Origin of the sequence: Bacillus atrophaeus (assembly GCF_001584335.1) — a bacterium.
GTDB classification, from domain to species: domain Bacteria; phylum Bacillota; class Bacilli; order Bacillales; family Bacillaceae; genus Bacillus; species Bacillus atrophaeus.
The window spans coordinates 1-22642 of sequence record NZ_LSBB01000018.1 but is presented as its reverse complement, the minus strand read 5'-3'; the positions used below and the strand labels follow the sequence as shown (position 1 = coordinate 22642).

General features: G+C 44.4%; 25 protein-coding genes and 2 other annotated features. Of the genes, 3 read left to right on the top strand and 22 right to left on the bottom strand.

Annotated elements, in window-relative coordinates:
• Positions 1-66: 66 nt before the first annotated feature.
• Positions 67-1254, top strand: a complete 1188-nt coding sequence (locus AXI57_RS08835; protein WP_061669854.1) for an IscS subfamily cysteine desulfurase — start codon at positions 67-69, stop codon at positions 1252-1254.
• Positions 1214-1753: a transcription repressor NadR gene (locus AXI57_RS08830; protein ID WP_003325256.1), complete on the top strand. Its 540-nt coding sequence runs from the start codon at positions 1214-1216 to the stop codon at positions 1751-1753. Before AXI57_RS08835 ends, AXI57_RS08830 begins: the two co-directional genes overlap by 41 nt.
• A gap of 26 nt (positions 1754-1779) precedes the next feature.
• Here the strand turns inward: AXI57_RS08830 and pheA are convergent, their stop codons facing one another.
• The 20 genes from pheA to valS all read right to left on the bottom strand — a co-directional run bounded on the left by pheA (position 1780) and on the right by valS (position 19857).
• Entirely contained in the window at positions 1780-2637 is an 858-nt protein-coding gene (pheA, locus tag AXI57_RS08825; RefSeq protein WP_061669853.1) for a prephenate dehydratase, read from the bottom strand.
• 17 nt (positions 2638-2654) lie between these two features.
• Entirely contained in the window at positions 2655-3098 is a 444-nt protein-coding gene (gene thrR / locus AXI57_RS08820; protein ID WP_003325254.1) for a transcriptional regulator ThrR, read from the bottom strand.
• Positions 3099-3151: 53 nt separating this feature from the next.
• Positions 3152-4438 carry a GTPase ObgE gene (obgE, locus tag AXI57_RS08815; RefSeq protein ID WP_003325253.1) on the bottom strand — a complete coding sequence of 429 codons (1287 nt, stop codon included), beginning with the start codon at positions 4436-4438 and terminating at the stop codon, positions 3152-3154.
• A 33-nt stretch (positions 4439-4471) separates the two neighbouring features.
• On the bottom strand, positions 4472-5050 hold the full coding sequence (locus tag AXI57_RS08810) for a sporulation initiation phosphotransferase B (RefSeq protein ID WP_003325252.1): 579 nt from the start codon (positions 5048-5050) through the stop codon (positions 4472-4474).
• Positions 5051-5367: 317 nt separating this feature from the next.
• Complete coding sequence (rpmA, locus tag AXI57_RS08805; protein ID WP_003325251.1) at positions 5368-5652, bottom strand: 50S ribosomal protein L27; 285 nt, start codon at positions 5650-5652, stop codon at positions 5368-5370.
• 12 nt (positions 5653-5664) lie between these two features.
• Positions 5665-6006, bottom strand: coding sequence for a ribosomal-processing cysteine protease Prp (locus tag AXI57_RS08800; RefSeq protein ID WP_003325250.1), 342 nt, complete (start codon positions 6004-6006; stop codon positions 5665-5667).
• Positions 6007-6018: 12 nt separating this feature from the next.
• A complete protein-coding gene (gene rplU, locus AXI57_RS08795) occupies positions 6019-6327 on the bottom strand; it encodes a 50S ribosomal protein L21 (RefSeq protein WP_003325249.1) in 309 nt (102 codons plus the stop codon).
• A gap of 13 nt (positions 6328-6340) precedes the next feature.
• Positions 6341-6413 (bottom strand) — a sequence feature (ribosomal protein L21 leader region).
• Positions 6414-6476: 63 nt separating this feature from the next.
• Entirely contained in the window at positions 6477-7343 is an 867-nt protein-coding gene (locus tag AXI57_RS08790; RefSeq protein WP_061669852.1) for a M50 family metallopeptidase, read from the bottom strand.
• Positions 7336-8130, bottom strand: a complete 795-nt coding sequence (locus AXI57_RS08785; RefSeq protein ID WP_061669851.1) for a peptidoglycan DD-metalloendopeptidase family protein — start codon at positions 8128-8130, stop codon at positions 7336-7338. Before AXI57_RS08785 ends, AXI57_RS08790 begins: the two co-directional genes overlap by 8 nt.
• Before the next feature lie 168 nt (positions 8131-8298).
• Positions 8299-9105, bottom strand: coding sequence for a septum site-determining protein MinD (gene minD, locus AXI57_RS08780; protein ID WP_003325243.1), 807 nt, complete (start codon positions 9103-9105; stop codon positions 8299-8301).
• A gap of 2 nt (positions 9106-9107) precedes the next feature.
• The gene (gene minC, locus AXI57_RS08775; protein ID WP_003325242.1) at positions 9108-9788 is read right to left on the bottom strand and encodes a septum site-determining protein MinC; all 681 of its coding nucleotides are present in this window, start codon (positions 9786-9788) and stop codon (positions 9108-9110) included.
• A 53-nt stretch (positions 9789-9841) separates the two neighbouring features.
• Positions 9842-10360: a rod shape-determining protein MreD gene (mreD, locus tag AXI57_RS08770; RefSeq protein ID WP_010789374.1), complete on the bottom strand. Its 519-nt coding sequence runs from the start codon at positions 10358-10360 to the stop codon at positions 9842-9844.
• A complete protein-coding gene (gene mreC / locus AXI57_RS08765; protein ID WP_003325240.1) occupies positions 10357-11229 on the bottom strand; it encodes a rod shape-determining protein MreC in 873 nt (290 codons plus the stop codon). Before mreC ends, mreD begins: the two co-directional genes overlap by 4 nt.
• A gap of 30 nt (positions 11230-11259) precedes the next feature.
• On the bottom strand, positions 11260-12273 hold the full coding sequence (gene mreB, locus AXI57_RS08760) for a cell shape-determining protein MreB (protein WP_003325239.1): 1014 nt from the start codon (positions 12271-12273) through the stop codon (positions 11260-11262).
• Positions 12274-12364: 91 nt separating this feature from the next.
• The gene (radC, locus tag AXI57_RS08755; RefSeq protein WP_003325238.1) at positions 12365-13060 is read right to left on the bottom strand and encodes a RadC family protein; all 696 of its coding nucleotides are present in this window, start codon (positions 13058-13060) and stop codon (positions 12365-12367) included.
• Positions 13061-13095: 35 nt separating this feature from the next.
• A complete protein-coding gene (locus AXI57_RS08750) occupies positions 13096-13665 on the bottom strand; it encodes a Maf family protein (RefSeq protein ID WP_061669850.1) in 570 nt (189 codons plus the stop codon).
• A 146-nt stretch (positions 13666-13811) separates the two neighbouring features.
• Positions 13812-14828 (bottom strand): SPOR domain-containing protein, encoded by a 1017-nt coding sequence (locus AXI57_RS08745; protein ID WP_061669849.1) that lies wholly within the window; start codon positions 14826-14828, stop codon positions 13812-13814.
• 133 nt (positions 14829-14961) lie between these two features.
• Positions 14962-15708 carry a prepilin peptidase gene (locus tag AXI57_RS08740; RefSeq protein WP_061669848.1) on the bottom strand — a complete coding sequence of 249 codons (747 nt, stop codon included), beginning with the start codon at positions 15706-15708 and terminating at the stop codon, positions 14962-14964.
• Positions 15709-15861: 153 nt separating this feature from the next.
• Positions 15862-17157 (bottom strand): bifunctional folylpolyglutamate synthase/dihydrofolate synthase, encoded by a 1296-nt coding sequence (locus AXI57_RS08735; RefSeq protein WP_061669847.1) that lies wholly within the window; start codon positions 17155-17157, stop codon positions 15862-15864.
• 57 nt (positions 17158-17214) lie between these two features.
• Positions 17215-19857 (bottom strand): valine--tRNA ligase, encoded by a 2643-nt coding sequence (valS, locus tag AXI57_RS08730; protein ID WP_061669846.1) that lies wholly within the window; start codon positions 19855-19857, stop codon positions 17215-17217.
• A gap of 59 nt (positions 19858-19916) precedes the next feature.
• Positions 19917-20136 (bottom strand) — a binding site (T-box leader).
• 167 nt (positions 20137-20303) lie between these two features.
• Between valS and AXI57_RS08725 the strand changes: the two genes are divergently transcribed.
• A complete protein-coding gene (locus AXI57_RS08725; protein WP_061572654.1) occupies positions 20304-20495 on the top strand; it encodes a hypothetical protein in 192 nt (63 codons plus the stop codon).
• A gap of 19 nt (positions 20496-20514) precedes the next feature.
• On the opposite strand, the gene ysxE is transcribed toward AXI57_RS08725, so the two are convergent.
• Positions 20515-21543 (bottom strand): spore coat protein YsxE, encoded by a 1029-nt coding sequence (ysxE, locus tag AXI57_RS08720; RefSeq protein WP_061669845.1) that lies wholly within the window; start codon positions 21541-21543, stop codon positions 20515-20517.
• Positions 21544-21574: 31 nt separating this feature from the next.
• A partial coding sequence (locus tag AXI57_RS08715; protein ID WP_155724086.1) for a LysM peptidoglycan-binding domain-containing protein occupies positions 21575-22642 on the bottom strand: 1068 nt, incomplete at its 5' end.

The window sequence follows — 22642 nt, the reverse complement described above, 5'->3', positions numbered from 1 at the left end:
TATATTTACACAGAGATAAAATAAACTCAAGAGTTTTTTATTTTGAACGGATAGGAGACTGACATCATGATCTATTTGGATTTTGCAGCGTCAACACCGATATACAGTGAGGCCCTTCTGGTGTTCAACCAGCTGAGCACCGATATTTACGGGAATGCGAGCAGTCTTCACGATGCGGGCGGAAAAGCGAAACTTATAGTAGATTACAGCCGGAGAAAAATAGCGGAGCTGATCGGGGGATCGGCTGAAGGGATTTATTTTACTAGCGGCGGGACGGAAGCTAATATGCTGGCCATACAGTCTTTATTAAACGGGCTGCCTGAACAAAAAAGACACTTTATTACGACTGCTATGGAGCATCAATCTATTCATAACACAGCCGCCTTTCTCGCTAATCAGGGCTTTGATATTACGATCATTGAGCCTGACGAATATGGACATATTACCAGGGAAATATTAGAATCCCACCTCCGCCCCGAGACGGGATTGGTATCGATTCAGCATGCCAATTCAGAAACAGGGGTTGTCCAGGATATTCGGAGCATTTCAGCACTCCTCCATGAAAAAGATATCCTGCTTCATTGCGATGCTGTCCAAACCTTCGGGAAAATTCCGATTGATGCAGATGATTCAGGAATTGACGCACTTTCTGTTTCAAGCCATAAAGTTTACGGCCCAAAAGGAGTCGGCGCCGTTTATATTCGGCCGGGTATCAATTGGAAGCCTCTGTATCCGTATACTCTGCATGAAAACGGATTTAGGGCCGGAACAGTGAATGTGCCTGGGATAGGAGCTTTTGCTGAGGCAGCGGAGCACACAGTAAACCACTTGTCTCAAAACATCACGCATTATCAAAACTTACGGCGTTATTTCCTGAAACAGATCAAGATACGCTCCCTTCCCGTGACGCTTGCATTGGAAGACTCAAAAACCTATTGCCTCCCCCATATTGTCGGGTGTTTTTTTCACTCCTTTGAAGGACAATATGTTATGTTAGAATGTAATCGTAATAATATTTGCATTTCAACCGGAAGCGCTTGTTCTGCCGGATACCATGGACCTTCTCAAACAATGAAAGCTTTGAAAAAGACGGAACAGGAAGCGCTCCAATTTATTCGCATTTCTTTCGGGAATACGACAACAACCGAACATCTGGACTTATTATTACATACGTTTACATTGCTGCAGAAGCAAAAGAAAGGAGATCATGATTTTGACAGAAAGAGTAAAGCTTACGGGCGCCAACAGGCGTGACAAGCTTCTTCTTTGGCTAAAAGAATCCACATCACCGCTAACGGGAGGACAACTGGCAAAACAAGCGAATGTTTCAAGACAGGTGATTGTTCAGGATATTTCACTTTTAAAAGCTAAAAATGAACCGATCATTGCCACCAGCCAAGGATATGTATATATAGATTCAACCGGACAGCAGCAGGCGGCGGAAAAAATCGTAGCATGCCTGCATGGCCCGGAACGGACTGAAGAAGAGCTGCAGCTTATTGTAGATGAGGGCGTAACGGTAAAAGACGTGATCATTGAACACCCTGTGTACGGAGATTTAACCGCTTCCTTACGGGTCGGCACCCGGAAAGAAGTACAGCATTTCATGAAAAAAATCAATTCAACGAATGCCTCGTACTTATCGCAGCTGACCAATGGCGTTCACCTTCACACTTTAACGGCTTCTGATGAGCACCGGATTCAACAGGCTTGCCAGGCACTTGAAGCAGCCGGCATTTTAATCACAGACTAAAAAAAGCCCTTCTGAGGGCTTTTTTTCTACAGCTTGTATGACTGATAGTTTCCAAGAAGCTTCACACTGCATCCCAGCGTTTCAAGCTCTTGAATGGCTCCCGGAATCAATACAGCATCAAGCGCCATTTCGATATCAATAATAAAGAAATAATGGCCTAATCCTGTCTTTGTCGGACGGGATTCTATTTTTGAAAGGTTTAAATTTCTCCATGAAAAAGCCGATAACACTCTGTGAAGCGCTCCTGATTGGTCATCCTGGGGCAGCGTTACCATAAGCGTCGTTTTTGGTCTGGAAACTAAATGCGGGTTGACTTCATACCCCGCGTTCTCATCAGGAGACAAGATAACAAATCTGGTATGATTATCTCTGTAATCCTGAATATCATGCTTTACGATTTTTAATCCGTATGTAGCAGCCGCCATTTCATTGGCAATGACACCGATATTAAGCTGCGGATTTTCACTGACATACTTTGCCGCCGCTCCGGTCGATTTGGCATATTCATATGGCACTGTTTTAAAATGCTTGTGGAGAAACTTGTGGCATTGTGCAATGGCATGAGAATGCGAGTATATTTGTCCCAGGCTCTCCCATTTATTCTCTCTGGAAGGATGAACGAGCAAATGCTGATGAATCGGCAGCGTCATTTCACCCACAATGGGTAATGGCTGCTCATGTATTAAGTAGTCTATCGTTAAGTTGACAGAACCCTCCAATGCATTTTCTAAAGGCACAAAGGCGAAATCAATTTCTCCCGCCACTGCCGCATCCATGCATTCCGGGATCGTGTGGTACGCAACATGAGTGACGTCGTTTTGAAAACAAGAACTGACTGCTAAATGTGTAAATGTAGCTTCTGGACCTAAGTAACCGACTTTCATATGTAAACTCTCTCCCCTTACGCACCTGAACCTAAGATTTCGACTTTTTCTACAAAATCAAACTTTCTCAGTTTATTCATTAAGGTATGAATATCCTCTTCCATTGCCGATGTACTGATTGACAGCGTTACATTTGCTCTTCCCTGAAGCGGGATGGTTTGGTGAATGGAAAGAACGTTGCTTCCGGAGTCAGCTACAGCTTGAAGCAGCTGTGATAACGCGCCTGACCTGTCCTCTAAATGAAAAAAAAGCGTGATAATTTGTTCTTTCACCATTGTGTAAAAAGGAAAAACCGCATCTCTGTATTTATAGAACGCGCTTCTGCTTAAATCTACCTTTTGAACGGCATCCGCAACAGATTCCGCCTTTTTTCTGTCAATTAGTTTTTTGACTTCGAGGGTTTTTCTCATAGCTTCAGGCAAAACGTCTTCACGGACAAGATAAAACGTTTCCTCTTTCACTTGCATCCCTCCTTTTTAATAAGAGAGCCCGGCTTGCAGGCTCTCTACGTTTATTAATCAATAAATTCAAACTCAAATTCGAGGAGCCTGATAATATCTCCGTCTTTTGCCCCGCGTTCTCTCAGTGCTTCATCCACACCCATTCCGCGCATCTGTCTGGCGAAACGTTTGACTGATTCGTCTCTGGAGAAGTCTGTCATTTTGAATAACCGCTCAAGACTGTCTCCTGAAAGCACAAATACACCGTCAGGGTCTCGGGTAATTTCAAATGGCGATTCCTCATCTTCCATTGTGTACATAACGCGATTTTCCGCCAGCTCTTCCTCATTGTAAAGAGGGAATTCAGGCGTTGTTTCCAATTGGTTGGCGATTTCAAACAGAAGATCACGAAGACCGCTTCTTGTCACCGCACTGATTGGAAAAACGGGATAGTCATCTGTCAGCTTTTCTTTAAAAGCCGCCAGATGTTCTTCCGCCTCGGGCACGTCCATTTTATTGGCAACAATAATTTGCGGACGCTCTGTCAGCCGAAGGTTATACTGGCTCAGCTCCTGATTAATGGTCAGATAATCCTCGTAAGGGTCCCGGCCTTCCAAGCCTGACATATCAATGACATGCACAATTACGCGAGTCCGCTCAATATGGCGCAAAAATTGGTGTCCAAGTCCGACGCCTTCATGGGCTCCTTCGATTAATCCCGGCAAATCTGCCATAACAAAACTGCGGCCATCATCAGTTTCAACCATGCCTAGATTCGGCACAAGCGTTGTAAAATGATAATCCGCGATTTTCGGCTTTGCTGAAGATACAACGGACAGCAACGTCGATTTTCCGACACTTGGGAAGCCGACAAGCCCGACATCTGCGAGCACTTTTAATTCAAGCACGATATACCGCTCTTTCCCTGGCTCGCCTTGCTCTGAAAGCTGCGGAGCGGGATTGGCCGGCGTCGCGAAACGTGTATTTCCTCTTCCGCCTCTTCCGCCTCTTGCGATCACCGCTATTTGTCCGTGCTCTGTCAAATCAGCAATGACCTGCTTTGTATCATCATCTGTAACGACAGTGCCCGGCGGAACTTTAATCACCATATCATCAGCGTTGCGGCCATGCTGATTTTTAGACATGCCATGCTCTCCGCGAATCGCTTTAAAGTGCCTTTGATATCTGAAATCCATTAACGTCCGGAGACCTTCATCCACCTGAAAAACGACGTCGCCGCCTTTTCCTCCGTCACCGCCGGCAGGTCCGCCTTTCGGAACATATTTTTCACGGCGAAACGCAACCATACCGTTGCCGCCGTCGCCGCCCTTTACATACACTTTCACCTGATCTACAAACATAATGTCCTCCGTTCTAAACCGTAAAAAACACCGCTAATTCATCCCAATTTCAACAAGACACTCGTGACCGGTCATCTCAAAACGCATGACGTCAAAATCCTCGTACCCGGCCTTCCGAAACTCGTCAAATGCGCTTGCATTGGCAAAAGCTCCGTGAAAGTCAAGGTACAGGATAAGCTGTTTGTCAGGATGGTCTGTTTGCAGCGATACGGTCAGATGATTTTCACTTTCTTTACTAACCGCCTGATCAAATATATGAAAAAGCTTCCTCATCAGTTTTGCCAATTTCACATCATAGGCAGACATATCCTTAATATCTCCGAGCACTTCATATTCAAGCGTCATATATTGGGCTTTCCAATTAAACGTGAGAAAATCAAATGCTAAATGCGGTGTTTTCAGGTTTGAGAGCTTTGATTCATGCTTTGCATCAATGACCATTTCATCAATGATTTCAAAAACACGGTCATATTTCTGCAAGCTTAAGTTTCCTTTAATGAGCTGCAGCTTATTCATCCAATCATGCCTTGAATGGCTGAGCAGATGGATAAGCTCGTTTGTTAAAGCTGTTTCGCTGAGATTTTCTTCTTGTTTTCTTGATACATCCTTCATTTTCGCACTCCCAATCATTTGAATTTCTATTTAGGAGTCTGTATAAGTGTGTACTATGAATTATAACAGAGAAGGCAATGTTAGAAAAACACTTGTTTTTCCTAGAAAATCATGTTCCTTTTTTCTGAGCATGCTTCTTTTGCAGCCAGGCAGAAACATTTTGTGTATTACTGCTTGGGGAACATTCCAGTGGGTATGAGAAACCAAATTCTCGCTCAAGCCGGGGTTCACTTCGCACATACTCTGCTCATCATTCTTGATGTTACTCCGCGTATTGCAAAAAAAACTCCAGTCCATCGACCGGAGTTTTTGTGTCATTATTGAGCTGCAGGATATACGCTCACTTTTTTGCGGTCACGTCCGAAACGTTCGAATTTAACAGTTCCGTCGATTTTAGCGAAAAGAGTGTCATCTCCTCCGCGGCCCACGTTTTCACCTGGGTAAATCTTTGTTCCGCGTTGACGGTAAAGGATAGAACCACCAGATACGAATTGACCGTCTGCACGTTTAGCACCTAAACGTTTAGACTCAGAGTCACGTCCGTTCTTTGTAGAACCTACCCCTTTTTTAGAAGCGAAAAACTGAAGATCTAATCTAAGCATGTAGCTCACCTCCTATATTTTGTTTGTGGTTACCCGCAAGTAACCATTATAATCCCGTTCAATTGTCTCAAGTGAAACAATCATGCCTTCAATCAGCAGCTGAGCTTTTTGAAGGGCCTCCTGATCAGGGGCTTCAGGGAATTCAAAGTAGAAATATCCTCCGTCGTCCCCTATATCAAGAACCGGCTCTATGCCGGTGAGCGCAATAACCGCGTTGACCGCTCCAAATACGACAGCAGTGACTCCTGCACATACGAGATCTTGTCCATGTTCAGCAAAATTCGCGTGGCCCGTCATTTCAAAGGACAATATGCCTTTTTCTGAGCCGGACCTTCTGATTGTTGCCTGAATCATATCACACACGCCTTACGCGTTGATTTTTTCGATCGTAACTTTAGAATAAGGCTGACGATGACCTTGTTTTTTATGCACATTTTTCTTTGCTTTGTATCTGAAAACAGTGATCTTTTTAGCACGGCCTTGTTTTTCAACTTTAGCTGTAACTGTTGCGCCTTCAACTGTAGGGTTGCCGACTTTCACATTGTCTCCGCCAACAAACAAAACGTCTTCAAAAGTCACTGTATCGCCTGCTTCAGCAGCAAGTTTTTCGATATAAACAGATTGACCTTCTTCAACTTTGATTTGTTTTCCGCCTGTTTTAATGATTGCGTACATTCTCTGCACCTCCTATTAGACTAAGACTCGCCAGACAGCAGGGGGCATAAGCACTTATCACCTGCGCTGAGCGGTTGTAGCAATGGTGCTACATCCATAACATTAAAAAATATATCAAAATAGAGGGCTTATGTCAATCTATTTCCTCACTAATACGGAAGCAAAAGATCTTCCATTGAGGAATTTGTCCGTTTATCCGCAAAATAAGCGTGAAGCACTTCGTTTTCATCCAGCTCACTGACCTTCTCGCCGGCTTTTTCAATAATAATCGGATGTTTGCAGCCGCGTTTAAATTTAGCCATCACATGATACACTTTGTCCTCAGCCTTTACCGTAAGCGGAATCAATTTTTCGACATCACGCTTTTTTCCGTAATATCTTTCTAACAGAAACCTTACGTGTGTATAATGCCGCTGCCGATGTTCATCAAATAATGAAGCCGCGAGAAAAACAAACAGCACCCATGCGCTGATTTGCATGGGGACCGCAAATAAAATCCAGCAGCCAAGAAGCAAACCGCAGCACAGCGAAGTTCTTAAACAGAGCCAATGCGCTTTTTGAAAGGCAAATCGCTTAGACAACAAAAGAAATACGATTTTCCCGCCATCAAGCGGCCAAATCGGCAGCAGATTCACGAAAAGAATCGTCAGGTTATAGAATGTAAACATCTCAAACGTGTGCGGCTCTATGATCTCGAAGCTCGCGAGTATCCAAGCGGCGAGCTGGAGCCATATGTGCTGTAAGGGACCGGCGATGATTACCGCAAATTCTTCTTTCAGCGGCCTGTTTCCATGCTCTTCAACCTCCACGGCTCCTCCAAACGGCAGCAAAAAAACACGTTTGATCCGCCACGAATAAAAAACTGCCAAAGCAGCGTGCCCCAGCTCATGGATTAATACTATGACAAGCAGACACAATATTTCTTTGATGCGTCCCGTCACCAGCCCAATCCCTATGATGATCCAAAGAAAAGGGTGAACATGAATTCTCATGATAAGGTCCAGCCATTTATTCAAATGTAATCACCTGAATCGGATCGACAAATGTGTCTCCTTCTTTGATGGCAAAATAATAGAGCCCTTTATTTTTCTCATCCAGCTTAATCGTGCCGAGCTTGCTGCCTTTATCGACAAAATCATACAAAGCTACATCAACATCTTTTAGCTGTCCGTATATGCTGTATGTATTGTCGGCGTGCTGCACCTTAACGGTCAAACCTGTCTCACTGTCTTTATTCACTTCGATGATGTAGCCTTCTTTCATACTGTCTATCGTATCACTGCTTGTTTCAACTGTTATCCCCTCGCCATTATCCTGAAAATCTTGCTGAATTTTTCCTGAAGCCGGTACAGCAAGGTCTTGGCCCACTTCTACCTGGCTATCTTTTTTCTTCGTTTCAGGGGTGAGGAAAGCCAGAGGGTCTCCGAATTTTGCTTCAAACCAATTGCTTGCTGATGCAAATTGAAATTCTTTCCCAAAGGTTTGGGCAATAGCCGGCTTGATCTGGTGTAAAGGTTCAAAGTTTGCTTTATAGGCTATAGCAGATACAAGGACAAGACAAGCCGACAGCAGGCATTTTAATATGATTGAATCAGTTTTGAACAAAGGGTGTTTTCCGTTGAATGGCGGGATTTCATCCTCGTACGCCGGAAGTGCCCCATGTTTTTCATGCTCCGGCATCATTACCCAAGACGGCGGCTTCTTTTTTTCGGAAACCGTCTGAATAGAGGGACGCTTTGATCCAGCCTGCTGTTTTCTTTTTTTCGCCAATCTTTTTCTAATCTCATCTGCTCTGTGAGTCATAGCCATCATCCTTTGCATTCGTTGGGTTTGTACATAATATGTCTTGTCCACAGCAAATATTCGTTTAAACCCAAGGATGAAAAACGTTAACTCAAAACACAAAAAAGATCTGACAAAGCCATCGCTTTCATGTCAGATCTTTTTCTGCCGTTCTATGAAAAAATAAAATTAAGACCGCACTCCGAAAAAGGATTTAATCTTAGCCATCATTCCTTTGTTTTGCTCTTCAAGCACCTGTAAAGGAACAGATTCTCCTAAAATACGGCGGGCAATGTTGCGGTATGCGATAGAAGCGCGATTTTTTGAATCCATCGCAATCGGCTCGCCTATATTCGAGGCTTTAATGACTTCATCATCATCGGCAACGATTCCAATCAAATCAATCGACAAGTGATGAACGACTTCATCGACATCCATGGTGTCTCCGTTTTTCATCAGGTGATTCCTGATTCTATTCACAATGAGACGAGGCGGCTCGATATTTTCCTCTTGCTCCAGCAAACCTATAATACGATCGGCATCTCTGACCGCTGAAATTTCAGGTGTCGTTACGACGATTGCTTTGTCAGCTCCGGAGACCGCGTTTTTATATCCCTGCTCGATACCCGCAGGACAGTCGATAATCACGTAGTCAAATTCTTGCTTGAGCTGCTGAATCAGCGTCTTTATTTGGTCAGGAACAACAGCTGTCTTGTCGCTCGTTTGCGCTGCCGGCATTAAATAAAGCAGGTCATCAAAACGCTTGTCTTTCACAAGCGCCTGATGCATTTTGCATCTGCCCTCTACAACGTCTACTAAGTCGTATATGATTCTATTTTCAAGACCCATCACGACATCAAGGTTGCGCAGCCCTATATCTGTATCTACCAAACATACGCGCTTCCCTAAAATGGCTAAGGCGGTACCGAGGTTTGCAGATGTTGTTGTTTTACCTACTCCGCCTTTTCCCGAAGTTATTACGATAGCCTCACCCAATTTCACATTCCTCCCTCAAGCCTTGTTAGATCAGGTCTTAAATGAGCCAAATGTTGAAGGCGTTCAATGACCATATTTCCGTCTGTATCTAAATAAGCACATTCCATGTCGTTCCCTTGTTGAATGTGGTCTGGGGAGCGATTTAATACGTGACTGATTCTTAATTGTGTCGGCAGCATTTCAGAAGCGGCGATCACAGCCTGTTTGTTCCCGTTATATCCGGCGTGGGCTATTCCTTTTAAAGATCCAAGAACAAAGATATTTCCGCCGGCCTGAACCGTTCCGCCCGGATTCACATCTCCGATCAGCAGCAAATCACCCGTCACATGAAGCACTTGGCCAGAACGGACAATTCTAGAAACGGAAATAATCTCCGATTCCTCTTTCATACGCCGTGCTTCTTTTTTAGTGATGACTTCACTGACAATAGAATGAACAAATAAATCTTTCTTTGACGCTATTAATTCAATCAGCTGTTCTTCTTGCTCCTGATGTAAATAACGATTTCCGAGTTTAATATGAACACTGATTTTCTGACCTTTACCATCGGTATATTGTTCGATTGACAGCATATTCTGAAGACCGTCCAGAAGCTCATCAAAAGAACACGAATCATCCAGATGCAATGTCAAACCATTCTTTGTTCCTTTTATTGTTACATATTGCTGCTTTCTGGTCTTCACAATGTTCACCTCAACAACATACTCATTTCGTCAAAAAAAGCTAAAATCCTTTTTTACTCGTCTCGCAATTCTTTCTTTAGACTCATATAAAATAATCTAAAAGGTACAATAAGAACGATCGCACCTGCAATATTCAGTATAGCTGTCGGTAAAAACCGCTGAATGACAAAGTCATTAAATGACATAATGTCTTTATTTATTAACGACTGGATGCCATACACATAAAATTCAAGCACACAAACGGCCACCACTGCCACCAGCATCACAACAAATGCATTTGTTTGCAGCACTTTAAAGGCTTTCGCAGCTAAGTAGCATAGTCCCGCAAATCCAAACATATAAACCCCAAGCAGCCCTGTATAATTTATATCATATAGGAGGCCGAAAATGAAACCATAGACGACTGCATGCTTTTTGTTTATATATGCAGACATAAAGATCAGCACGATCATAAGAAAATGCGGAACGGCCAGTTGATCATCCGTGACAAAAGGAAGTTTCACCAGATCGGTATAGATGCTTTCTGCAGAAAAAACCACCAGCATAATCAAAGGGAGAAGGAAACGTTTCACGATCCTTCCTCCTCTGAATCAACAGCCGGCACATCACGTTTTACCACGATGACATTGTTCAGGTCATATATATCTGCAGCAGGTTTCACGTGGGCAATTTTTGTTAAACCATAGGCATCAGGCTCTACCTCAGTCACTTCTCCGACTGTCAGCCCTTCAGGGAATACTCCCCCTGTGCCCGATGTTTCCACAAGGTCGCCTTTTTTCACTTCTCGTTTTTCGTCAGGATCAAGGATTTTCATCGTGAGCGTTTTTTTCTTCGTATCATAGCCTTCGATTAAACCGTAGCCTTTGCTGCCTTTTTTCCCTGAAATTTTTGTCGCAACCCGATTATTTCGGTCAGTATCGCTTAAAAGCTGCACCGCAGACGTAAAGTTATTCAGCCCCGAGCTTTTAATTTTACCGACTAAAGCACCTTTTTCATTAGTGACAGCCATATCTTTTGCCACTTTTTGCTGAGTGCCCTTATTAATCGTAATCTGCGTGTACCATTTATCCGGATTTCGCGCGATGACTGTTGCTAAAATCGGATCGTAATCTTTAATTGATTTTACATGGCCGAGTTCGTCACGCAAGGATTTATTTTCATCCTTAAGCGCCTGAAGTTTGGCTTCATATTGCGTCTGTCCGTCAAGCTTCTTTCTCAGCCGTTCATTTTCTTCATATGTGTTTTTCAGATCATCAATGTCTTCAAATATTCCTGCGAAAAATTCGGCAGGCGTGTGAAAAATATTTTGAAATACTCCCGTCGTATCACCGATAAGTTTTTCAGGCCAGGTGGTCTTTCGGCCGTCCTTCAGCGAGAATCCAATCATAGCCACCAATATGATAATACACAGAAGTAATAGCATTAACCGTTTATTCGGCATCGTGTTACACCTCTTCTATTTAACTCCCGATTATCTTGTTTTCCCTTTAAAAAGATGGATATGCTCCAGTGCTTTTCCTGTGCCGATTGCAACACAATCAAGCGGGTCTTCGGCGATCAAAACCGGCATTTTTGTTTCTTCGCTGATGATTTTGTCAAGATTGCGGAGAAGGGCTCCGCCTCCGGTTAATACAATTCCTCTGTCCATGATGTCGGCAGCAAGCTCCGGCGGTGTTTTTTCAAGCGTGCTTTTCACCGCTTCAACAATGGTAGATACGGTATCCCGCAATGCATTAGAAATTTCTTTTCCTGTAATTTCGATCGTTTTCGGCAGGCCAGTCAGCAAGTCGCGGCCGCGAATTTCCATTTTGTCTGATTCTTCGGCAGATTCAGCAGATCCGATTTCCATTTTAATCGCTTCAGCGGTGCGGTCTCCGATCATCAGGTTGTATGTTTTTCTGATGTAGCTGATAATCGCGTCATCCATTTCATCCCCTGCGACGCGGATGGATTGTGACGTTACGATGCCTCCGAGGGAGATAATCGCCACTTCCGTCGTGCCGCCTCCGATATCAACGACCATGCTTCCTGTCGGTTCCCAAACAGGAAGATTCGCACCGATCGCAGCAGCAAACGGCTCTTCAATCGGGTAAGCGTCGCGAGCTCCGGCTTGTCTTGTTGCATCAATGACAGCGCGTTCCTCGACCGCTGTAATGCCTGAAGGGACACAAACCATGACATAAGGTTTTCTCGCAAACATGCCTTTATTTTTAATGGCCTGATTGATGTAATATTTCATCATTGTTGCCGTTGTTTCATAGTCAGCGATAACGCCGTCTTTCATCGGACGAAGGGCCACAACATTTCCCGGCGTTCTCCCGATCATATTTTTCGCGTCATTCCCGACGGCAACGATTGACTTCGTATCCGTCTGCAGCGCCACAACTGACGGCTCTCTCACAACAATTCCTTTACCTTTTACAAACACAAGCGTATTCGCTGTTCCAAGATCTATACCAAGGTCTCTTGTACCAATTCCAAACATATGTATGTATCTTCCTTTCTTAAAGCAAAAATACCCTAAAGGGAAAAACTCATAAACTCTATTATAGCTTAATTTAACGAAAAAAAAAGTGTTACAAATATCCTTTTTCCTTTAAACTCACAAATTTTTTGTCGCCGATGACTAAATGGTCAAGCAGTTCAATGCCGATTAAATTTCCGCATTCAAACAGCCGTCTTGTGACTTCAATATCTTCCCTGCTCGGAGTAGGATCGCCGGAAGGATGATTATGAATGCAGATGAAGGAAGCGGCTGAGCGTTTGAAAGCTTCTTTAAACACCTCCCGGGGATGGACAATAGATGAATTCAGACTTCCGATAAATATAGTGCGTTTATGGATGACTTCATTTTTTGTATTTAAATATAAACAGACAAAATGCTCTTGGGTTAAGAAACGCATGTCCTCCATCACGAAGTTTGCCCCGTCTTCCGGGGAACGGACAACGTATTTTTCTTCATTGGCGAGTTTATGGATGCGGCTGCCCAGTTCCATGGCTGCCAAAATTTGAACAGCCTTCACTAAGCCGATTCCTGAGATGCCGGAAAGCTCTTCAACAGAGGCTTCCTTTAGCAGACGCAAACCTTCAAATGAGTGCAGAAGCCGATTTGAAAGGTCCATCACAGATTCTTTTTTCGTACCTGTTCTTAACAAAATGGCGAGCAATTCATTGTTGGCTAAGTTTTCAGCCCCGTATTGGAGCAGCCGTTCTCTTGGTTTTTCTTTTTCAGGGAAATCTCTGAGTTTTAACGGCAGATCATGAATGATCAAGCCCCCCCTTTGTCTTCCCCTTCTCGTTTTGATAATCAGGCCTCTATATCAAAATCTTTCAGGACCCTCATCGTTTTCGATATTGGAAGCCCTACGACTGAATAATAATCCCCGTCTATTTTTTTTACAAAAAGCGCGCCTTTTCCTTGAATGCCGTACGCACCTGCTTTATCCATCGGTTCTTTCGTTTCAATATAAGTCCATATGTCCTCTTCGCTAAGCGGCCAGAACGTTACTTCAGTTGTTTCATAGAAAGTTTCACTGTGATCATGGGATTGGATGCTGACGGCTGTCAATACAACATGGTTTCGGCCCGAAAGCCTCCGCAGCATATCCGCCGCATCTTCTTTATCTTGAGGTTTGCCGAGGCACTCGCCGTCCAGGCAGACAATCGTGTCGGCGCCGATAACGACAGCATCCGGATAATCCTTAGCTACAGCTTCAGCTTTTTGTTTTGCCAACCATTGGACGTTTTCTTCCGGTGAAAGGTTTCGGTTTAATTTTTCCTCCACTTGGCTGACGATAATGCTGTAGGGCAGCTGGAGAAGATTGAGGAGTTCTTTTCTTCGCGGAGATTGTGATGCCAGAATAAGCCGCTTTGTCATGATAGTCATCCTTTCAGGGTTTGCTTAAGAAAAAAAGATACTTGTTTATACTACCAAATGATAGAGTTAACCACAATTTCAGAAAAATAACTTTTTCATGACAAAATGAAAAAAGCCCGTCACAAGGACGCAGCTCTGGCATTCATTTATTTGATTAATCCCAACAAAAGCTGCTGGGCTTTCCAGCCGGATTCCGCACTTGGGTCTTCTAATTCCTTTAAAGCCTGAAGGATCGCTTCTTTTTGTTCTGTTTTACCCGCATCTGTTTTGCTGAGCGATTTTTCTATTTTCTCTACACTCGATTTTGGCACTTCACTGCCGATAATGGCTTTCGCTGAGAGTTCTGATGTTTCCTTGAAGGAATCTGTCATATCCTGATCTATGGACAAGGACAGTTCTTTTCCTCCCCATGCTTCAAAATCATTATCAATTAACGATTGTCCTAATTTTTGCGATATATCTTTTTCCGCTGCTAGACCGGCTATCACATAGGTATACCCGTCATCTTTTGATAAAGAAACGGCTGAGTACCCTTTTTCGGTCAGCTGCTTGGCTAACGTTTTGGCCCCTGTTTCAGAAGAGAATTTACCCGCTTGCACAGCATATGTTTTGTATGTACCGTCCGCCTGGCCCGTTTTCCCTGTACCGCTGTCAGTTTGACTATCTGCCGCCGCATCTCCTGCCTTCGCTGTTTGTCCTTGTGAACCTTGGCTTGCCGACGCGGGTGCCGACGCTTCTTTATTTCCAGAAAGATTTAAAGCAAAAAGACCCAGCCCTGTTCCTAACACCGCTGCAAACGCGACGGTTGTGACCAGTCTTTTCACAGGCTTTCCCGGTCCTGTTTTCTTTTTAGATTGCAAGGGAGCCCCTGCTTTTTTCTTCTTTTTATACGGCGGAACGACTTTTGGGTCTTCTTTAAACACTTCATCCTCTTGAGAATCCCAGTTGAATTCATCTTCGTCAATCTTTGATGTCTCTTCTTTGGAAGCCGCGATCTCTTGTTCTGCCTTTCTTCTTTCCTCCCAATTAGAAAAAGTTACGGATTTGTCCTGCTTTTCTTCTGAATGATCATCTTCAAACACGGTTTCTTCTTTTCCGTTAATCGTCACCTTAAGGGCTTTTTCTGAAGCTTTTCCGTTTTTTTTTCTTTTCCGTTTTTTCATTTTCACTTCCCCCTCGCTTTCTTTGACCGTTCTATGGACTTTTCATGCTTCACACTTTAGCATAGGCGAAAAAAAAAAGAACAAGACTTTTGTCGCCTTGTCCAAAAACCGTTCGTCAAATTTTTCAGCGGGGTCAGTACATGGCGATTTTGACATAGAGTGATAATATTTCTTCACCGTACAAATAACTTACCAAGCTTCCGGCAGCTATCGCAGGGGCGAAGGGGATCGGCTGTTTTCGATCGAGCGTTCCTGACAGCGTGCCGCATGCGCCGTACAGCATACCTATAAAGACAGCAAGGACAAAGGCTGCGATCAGCATTTTAACACCAAGCGCGATACCCAAAACGGCAAATAGCTTAATATCGCCGCCCCCGATTCCTCCTTTACTGAGTACGGCAATCAAGACCAGCATGAAAAAACCGGCTGCGGCTCCTGATAAACTATCATACCAAGCAGGAAGCGGTGCAATCATTCTTCCTGCTATCAAAAAAGGGAGAAAAAACATCAGCACACTGTCAGGGATCAGCATATAGTGAATATCTGATGCCACGATAATGCTCAGCAAGGATATGAGCAGCAGCGCGACAAAAAGTTCCCCGGATAAACCGAAACGCAGATAAGCTGCCGTAAACAAACCTGCTGTCCAAAGCTCTGCGGCCGGATACATCAGCGACAGTTTTTGTGCACAGCTTTTACATCTGCCTTTTTGCAGAAAGAAAGAGAAAACCGGGATTAATTCAGCATAAGACAACGGATGGCGGCAGAATGAACAGGATGAGCGCGGTTTTATAATGGAGATTTGTAAGGGGATACGGCAGCCTGCCGCATAGAAAAAGGACCCGAAGATGAGACCGAGGATAAACATGACAAAAACCATCAAACAACACACCTTTTCTGTCTTTAGTTCTGGTGTGGATTGTAGCACAGAAAGCCACTTTACCCTTCATGTACAAAATGAGATTTTCACCATGAAAAAACCGGCAAAATAGACAGATGGCCTGTCTGTTCTGCCGGTTCATAAGAATAACCGCTATGATATTATTCTTTTCCTAATGTCAGAGATAAAATACAAGGAACCGGTGACAATGACAATTTCATTTGAATCTTTTTTGCTATCTATCCATTTGATCACATGGTCAGGATCCTCATCCCAGGTTTTATTACATATATCGCTTGCATCATAAAGGTCTTTGGCAAGGGATGCCCGCGGAAAATCAAAGGACGCAAAATGGATGGAATGGGCAATCTCTTCCATAGCTTTGATCATTTCGTAATAAGGCTTATCCTTTAAAGCACTGAATACGATGTTTACCTTTTTATCGCCAAACCGCTGTTTAACCGTCTCAATCAGTTTATCGATGCCCTCTTTGTTATGTGCGCCGTCCAGGTACACAGGAGGATTTTCCTTCACGAGCTCAAATCTTCCCGGCCATGCTGCTTTCTTTAATCCTTGCCGCAATGCTGCATCACTGATGCCGGCCTGTTTTTGTCTGTTAAGCCACTCAGCAGCCAATATCGCTAAAGAGGCGTTTTGTCTTTGATGTGTCCCGATTAAGGATGTCTGCATCTCTTCATACAGCTTTTCGCCGGTCTTCAATGAAAAGCGTTCGCCTGAAGACAATGCTTCTTCGTCAAAAAGAGTGCAAGTCTCATGCAAAGACTGAAACGGGGCTGATTTTTCAGCGGCTTCGTCTTGGATCACCCGCAAGGCTTCCCGCTGCGCAACGGCTGTAATGATCGGAATTCCTGCTTTAATAATCCCCGCTTTTTCGCCGGCGATTTCTTCTATAGAGTTTCCTAAAATATTCATATGGTCATGACCGATGCTCGTAATAGCAGTTAAAATCGGCTCGACAATGTTCGTGGAGTCGTATCTTCCCCCCAGCCCGGTTTCAAAAATAACGAAATCAACAGAGCTGTGATTTGCAAAATATAGGAACGCACAGGCCGTAATGATTTCAAATTCTGTCGGAGGCCCAAGTTCTGTTTGGTCAAGCCCATCGACAAGGGGTTTTATTTCATTGACAAGCATGGTCCATTCCCCGTCGGAAATCGGTGAGCCGTTCACACTGATCCGTTCATTAAATGTGATGATAAACGGTGATGTAAAAGTTCCGACTGAATAGCCTGCTTCCTGTAAAAATGAACGGATAAACGCCACGGTGGACCCTTTTCCATTTGTCCCCGCCACATGCAGAGCGCGGATCTTTTTTTCAGGATGCTCCAGGCCCTTCATCAGCCGTTTCATTCGCTCAATTCCGGGCTTCACGCCGAATTTCAGGCGCCCGTGAATCCAGCTTATCGCTTCCTCATAGGTAGTAAACACTTAAATCCCCTCTTTTATAGGACAAGGCGGCTTCCGAAGAAACCGCCCCGGCTTTTATCAGCCTTTCAGCTCAGCCATTCTTGCTTGAACAGCATCGCGTTTTGTCACATAATCTTTTTCTTTTTCACGTTCTTCTTCAATGACGTGTGCAGGAGCTTTTTTGATAAAGCCTTCATTTCCAAGTTTCTTTTGGACACGTTCGACTTCTTTTGTCAGCTTATCGAATTCCTTTTGCAGACGGGCGATTTCTTCATCTATGTTAATCAGCCCTTCTAACGGGAGAATGACCTCTGCACCAGTCACTACAGCTGTCATTGCTTTATCGGCAAACTCGATATCAGTGCCGATTTTCAGCATGCTCGGATTCGTAAAACGCTCAACGTATGAGCGATTCGCTTCAAGGCGTGCTGCGATTTCTTCTGTGCTTGTTTTAATATACAGTTCGACCTGCTTGCTCATCGGCGTATTGACTTCGCTTCTGATATTACGCACAGAACGGATAAGCTCTACGAGAAGTTTCATATCCGCTGCCGCTTCTGTGTCGGTATGCTCCGGTACTGAAACAGGCCATGCGCTGACTGTAATGGATTCCCCTTCGTGAGGAAGGTGCTGCCAAATTTCCTCCGTTAAAAACGGCATAAACGGGTGAAGCAGACGCATCGTCTGATCCAGCACATAAGCAAGGATGGAACGGGTTGTCTTCTTAGCCGCTTCATCTTCACCGTACAGCGGAAGCTTCGCCATTTCAATGTACCAATCGCAGAAGTCGTCCCATATGAAGTTGTACAAATGGCGGCCGACTTCACCGAATTCATATTTATCAGCGAGTTGAGTCACGCTCTCGATCGTTTCATTCAAACGCGTTAATATCCATTTATCTGCCACAGTTTTTTCGCCAGATAGATCAAGCTCATCGTAAGTCATGCCATCCATGTTCATTAAAGCAAAACGGGAGGCGTTCCAAATTTTATTGGCGAAATTCCATGTTGATTCCACTTTTTCATAGCTGAAACGAAGATCCTGGCCCGGTGAACTTCCGGTCGCTAAGAAATAACGCAGTGAATCAGCGCCGTATTGATCAATGACATCCATCGGATCGACACCGTTGCCAAGCGATTTACTCATTTTTCTGCCTTGTTCATCTCGGATTAAACCGTGAATTAAGACATCTTTAAACGGACGCTCCCCAGTAAATTCAATTCCTTGGAAGATCATACGGGACACCCAGAAGAAAATGATATCGTACCCTGTCACAAGAACGTCCGTCGGGTAATATCGTTTGAAGTCTTCCGCAGTGATATCAGGCCAGCCCATTGTCGAGAACGGCCAAAGCGCTGAGCTGAACCACGTATCAAGCACATCATTGTCCTGCTCCCAATTTTCGCTGTCTTTCGGCGCTTCCAGACCGACGTACACTTCTCCGGTTTCTTTATGATACCAAGCTGGAATGCGGTGTCCCCACCATAATTGTCGGGATATGCACCAATCGCGGATATTTTCCATCCAGTGCAAGTACGTTTTTTCAAAGCGGTCAGGAACAAAGTTCACTTTTTCTTCTTTTTCCTGCAAGTTAATGGCTGCATCGGCAAGGGGCTGCATATTTACAAACCATTGGGTTGATAGGTATGGCTCGACACATGCGCCGCTTCGTTCACTATGTCCCACAGAATGCATATGGTCCTCGATTTTAAAGAGGACGCCGGCCTCCTGCAAGTCCTTAACAAGCGTTTTGCGGCAATCGAAACGGTCCATGCCGTTATATTGTAAAGCGTTTTCGTTCATCGTGCCGTCTTCATTCATAACAAGAATCCGTTCTAAATTGTGACGATTTCCAAGTTCGAAATCATTCGGATCATGCGCAGGCGTGATTTTAACGGCGCCTGAACCAAAGTCCATATCGACATAATCATCTCCGACGATCGGAATTTCTCGGTTTGTGATCGGCAGAATGACCGTTTTCCCGATAAGATGTTTGTAGCGCTCATCTTCAGGGTGGACCGCCACTGCCGTATCGCCAAGCATCGTTTCAGGGCGGGTTGTGGCGATTTCAATTGTTCCTGATCCGTCAGACAGCGGATAGCTCATATGATAGAAAGCGCCTTGAACGTCTTTGTAAATGACTTCAATATCGGATAGCGCAGTCTTTGTCGCAGGGTCCCAGTTGATGATGTATTCCCCTCTGTAGATCAAGCCTTTTTCATAAAGCTTCACAAATACTTCTCGCACAGCTTTATTTAAGCCTTCATCTAGCGTAAAGCGCTCACGTGAATAATCAAGGCCAAGACCCATTTTCGCCCACTGGCTGCGGATGAATTCAGCGTACTCTTCTTTCCACTTCCACGTTTCTTCAAGGAATTTCTCACGGCCTAAATCATAGCGGCTTGTGCCCTCTTCACGCAGTTTTGCCTCAACCTTAGCCTGAGTGGCGATCCCGGCATGATCCATCCCCGGAAGCCACAGAACGTCATAGCCCTGCATCCGTTTCATCCGTGTCACAATGTCCTGCAGCGTCGTATCCCACGCATGGCCCAAGTGAAGCCGGCCTGTTACGTTTGGCGGCGGGATAACCACAGAGTAAGGCTCTTTTGTTTCATCGTTTTTGGCTTCAAAGAATTTTCCCTTTAACCAAAAGTCATATCTGTCCTTTTCAACTGCCGCCGGATCATATTTCGTCGGCATTGTTTGTTCATTCGTTTCCATCGTAACCCTCCAGCATGTTTAGAAATGGCTGAGCAACTAAAAAAGAGCCCTTCATCCCTGTAAAGGACGAAAAGCTCTTTCGCGGTACCACCTTTTTTCATGAACAATACGTTCATGCACTTAAACGGATAACGGGTGCGCCCCGAATTTCTCTACTCGAGTTCAAGAAATTTTGCTCCCGGGCGACCTTCCAATAAGACTGTCATAAGAAGCCTTTCAGCAAGCGGCTTCTCTCTCTGCATGCGTCTTTTTTGTACTCTTCCCGTTCCAAGCAGGTGTATATATCAGCTCGTTATATACTTCATTTATGCTCTTTATTATAGTAAAAGTGTTTTCTATTCGTCAATCATCTTTTCCAAAAACCCGGCTGCCTATACAAAAATGGGCATGCACCCATCGCCCAAGTTTACATATGATGCTTGCATATACGAAGAGGGGGATGCATTGTGAGAAAAAAAATCAACTCTTATTCGTTGCCTCCGTGGGTTAGACAGATACGTCACGCCTCCGCGCAAGTCATTATTCCGATAGCAGTCTTTCAAGCTATCAGGACTATCATCTTTCCGACAACATTTGATGTTTTGCTGCTCGGGATATTAATATTTTTCGCCTGCGCGTTTCATTTGGAATGGCTGTAATCAAAACGGGTCCGCGCCATTAAGACGCAGACCCGTTTTCAGTTTGAAATTTTTTCTCTTGTTCAATCTGATGAACTTTCATAACAAAGGGTTCCGTATTTTTCATCTGCCAATAAGCCCTCAGCAAATGGGCGCATTCCTCTTTTTCATGAAGCCTTTGATTGGTTTGGTAACGGTTCAGCACTTTATATAAAGCAGCGGGGTAAGCCATATAACTGAGAAAAAGGCTGTTTTCCGATTCATATAGAGGAAAAGCTTTATGATACGTATAAAACCAGTCAAGACACTCCGGACAAGATTTAGGATAGCTTCTGAACGTTCTCGCATAAAAGCCGATTAAATCATTTTGAGGCGGACCGACAGAGGCTTTCTCGAAATTTGTAAAAAAACCTGATCCCGCATCGTTATACAAAAAATGATGGATTGACAGGCTCCCATGATTCATGACAATTCTGTAATCACTCTTTTCCTTCATGGCTTCGTACCAGTCTCCAAGCCGGTCAATCGCAAAATCCACAGCAGAGATCGTTTCGGAAAAACATGTGACAGCCTGCAGTTCAAACGGTGAAAGGTACCATTCTTTTTCTGCCTGATCTACAAACTGCTCATAACTTAGCTTTTCATTCTCCCACTTTTTCTTCGTGTTCTCATAATGGCGTCTAATATCCTCGCTGCTGATTTTGATTTCCTGCACAGTCCTCTCATGAAGTCGCGCAGTTTCTTTAAACAGATATTCATGCTTTTGATCCCGTTCTTCCGCTTGGTCATATTGAAGCCAAGGCATCAAATAATAATAAGCATTCCGAGTCTGCATTCCGCCTGAAAAAAATTCACCCGAATTCGTTCTGTATATAGGCACAAAAGAACGAAAACCTTTTTCCTCCAGCGCCAGCATTTGATCTGTAAAAAGCCTGCTCCGTTTCACATCAAGCTGTTTCAGTGCAAAAATGCCGTAATTTGTATACACTTTACATACACGCGGACTGACAGGTTCTATAAATTCCGCTGTCAGCCCATATTCCGCAAGAACCGTTTGGACATCTTCCATTCCATTCACCACATTTTCAAATCACTCGGATTTATGCATGGCTGTTGTTGTATTCCGGTATATAGAGAATCTGCCCTTCTTCTAATTCTGCATCCAATGATAAAGCATTCATTCTGATCAGCTGCTGTGAACTGATATCATACCGTTCACACACACGGTCAATCGTATCCTGCTGCTGAACAATGCATATTTTCATTCTTGAAAACTCTTCTTCTTCTCTTGTGAAAAGTTTTGTTAAATAGAGAGAATTATTATTTTCTCTAGCTTGCGGTTCCTCCGTTTCAGCTGTTGGCGCTCTTTTTGTATGAGCCGCCGGTTCTTTACTTCCCGATTCTGGCGTATGGGACAGCTGAAAGGAAAATTCAGGATGGAACTCTTCATCGGCCTTTTCAGCTGATGATGTTTTTCTCACTTCGATTTCAAAACCGGCTTCCTCTCGTTCTTCCTCACTCTCCTCTAATAGCTTAGGCGCTGAGTAGAGTGAGTGTTCCTCTGGTTCATGTTCAGGTAAAAATGCGCGATAAGCAGGTGTCAGGTCTGCCTCAGGCTCTTCAGTCAATGACTGATTTTCCGCAAAGCTATTCTCACCCGCTTCATCAGATGGTTCCTGTTCGGCATGCAGACTAGGTTCACATTCCGAATCTGTCTTTTCCTCCGAACGTTTTTTCGTACCGACGCGCAGAAGCGGTTCAAACTCCTTCTTTTCCTCTTGGTGAAGCACTGGCTCAGAAGCCGGCGGGGCAGCAGCTTCCGCTTCTTCTTTCGATTCTTGGCGCAGCGCAGCCTCAGGCAGCGGCGGGGCAGAAATTTTCGCTATACTTGCTTCTTCTTCCGCCTCTTGACGCAGTACAGTCTCAGGGAGCGGCGATGAGTAAACTTCCGCAGCCTTCTCTTCAGCTTTTTCCTCCGGTTCTTGGCGCAGTGCTGTTTCTGGCACCGGCGGCGCGGCCTCTTCTGCTGCACTCATTTCCGCTGTTTCTTCAGTCTCTTGACGCAGTACTGTTTCTGGCGGCGCGGCAGTGATTTCTCCTGCTTGCTTTTCTGCTTCGGCCTCTTGGCGCAGCTCTGCTTCCGGCACTGACGGCGTGGCCTCTTCCGC

Coding starts and splice junctions, on each gene's coding strand:
- AXI57_RS08835 (WP_061669854.1), top strand. CDS start 67: ATGATCTATTTGGATTTTGCAGCGTCAACACCGATATACAGTGAGGCC.
- pheA (WP_061669853.1), bottom strand. CDS start 2,637: ATGAAAGTCGGTTACTTAGGTCCAGAAGCTACATTTACACATTTAGCA.
- obgE (WP_003325253.1), bottom strand. CDS start 4,438: ATGTTTGTAGATCAGGTGAAAGTGTATGTAAAGGGCGGCGACGGCGGC.
- AXI57_RS08810 (WP_003325252.1), bottom strand. CDS start 5,050: ATGAAGGATGTATCAAGAAAACAAGAAGAAAATCTCAGCGAAACAGCT.
- rpmA (WP_003325251.1), bottom strand. CDS start 5,652: ATGCTTAGATTAGATCTTCAGTTTTTCGCTTCTAAAAAAGGGGTAGGT.
- AXI57_RS08800 (WP_003325250.1), bottom strand. CDS start 6,006: ATGATTCAGGCAACAATCAGAAGGTCCGGCTCAGAAAAAGGCATATTG.
- rplU (WP_003325249.1), bottom strand. CDS start 6,327: ATGTACGCAATCATTAAAACAGGCGGAAAACAAATCAAAGTTGAAGAA.
- AXI57_RS08785 (WP_061669851.1), bottom strand. CDS start 8,130: ATGACTCACAGAGCAGATGAGATTAGAAAAAGATTGGCGAAAAAAAGA.
- mreC (WP_003325240.1), bottom strand. CDS start 11,229: ATGCCGAATAAACGGTTAATGCTATTACTTCTGTGTATTATCATATTG.
- mreB (WP_003325239.1), bottom strand. CDS start 12,273: ATGTTTGGAATTGGTACAAGAGACCTTGGTATAGATCTTGGAACAGCG.
- AXI57_RS08750 (WP_061669850.1), bottom strand. CDS start 13,665: ATGACAAAGCGGCTTATTCTGGCATCACAATCTCCGCGAAGAAAAGAA.
- AXI57_RS08745 (WP_061669849.1), bottom strand. CDS start 14,828: ATGAAAAAACGGAAAAGAAAAAAAAACGGAAAAGCTTCAGAAAAAGCC.
- AXI57_RS08740 (WP_061669848.1), bottom strand. CDS start 15,708: ATGGTTTTTGTCATGTTTATCCTCGGTCTCATCTTCGGGTCCTTTTTC.
- valS (WP_061669846.1), bottom strand. CDS start 19,857: ATGGAAACGAATGAACAAACAATGCCGACGAAATATGATCCGGCGGCA.
- ysxE (WP_061669845.1), bottom strand. CDS start 21,543: ATGGAAGATGTCCAAACGGTTCTTGCGGAATATGGGCTGACAGCGGAA.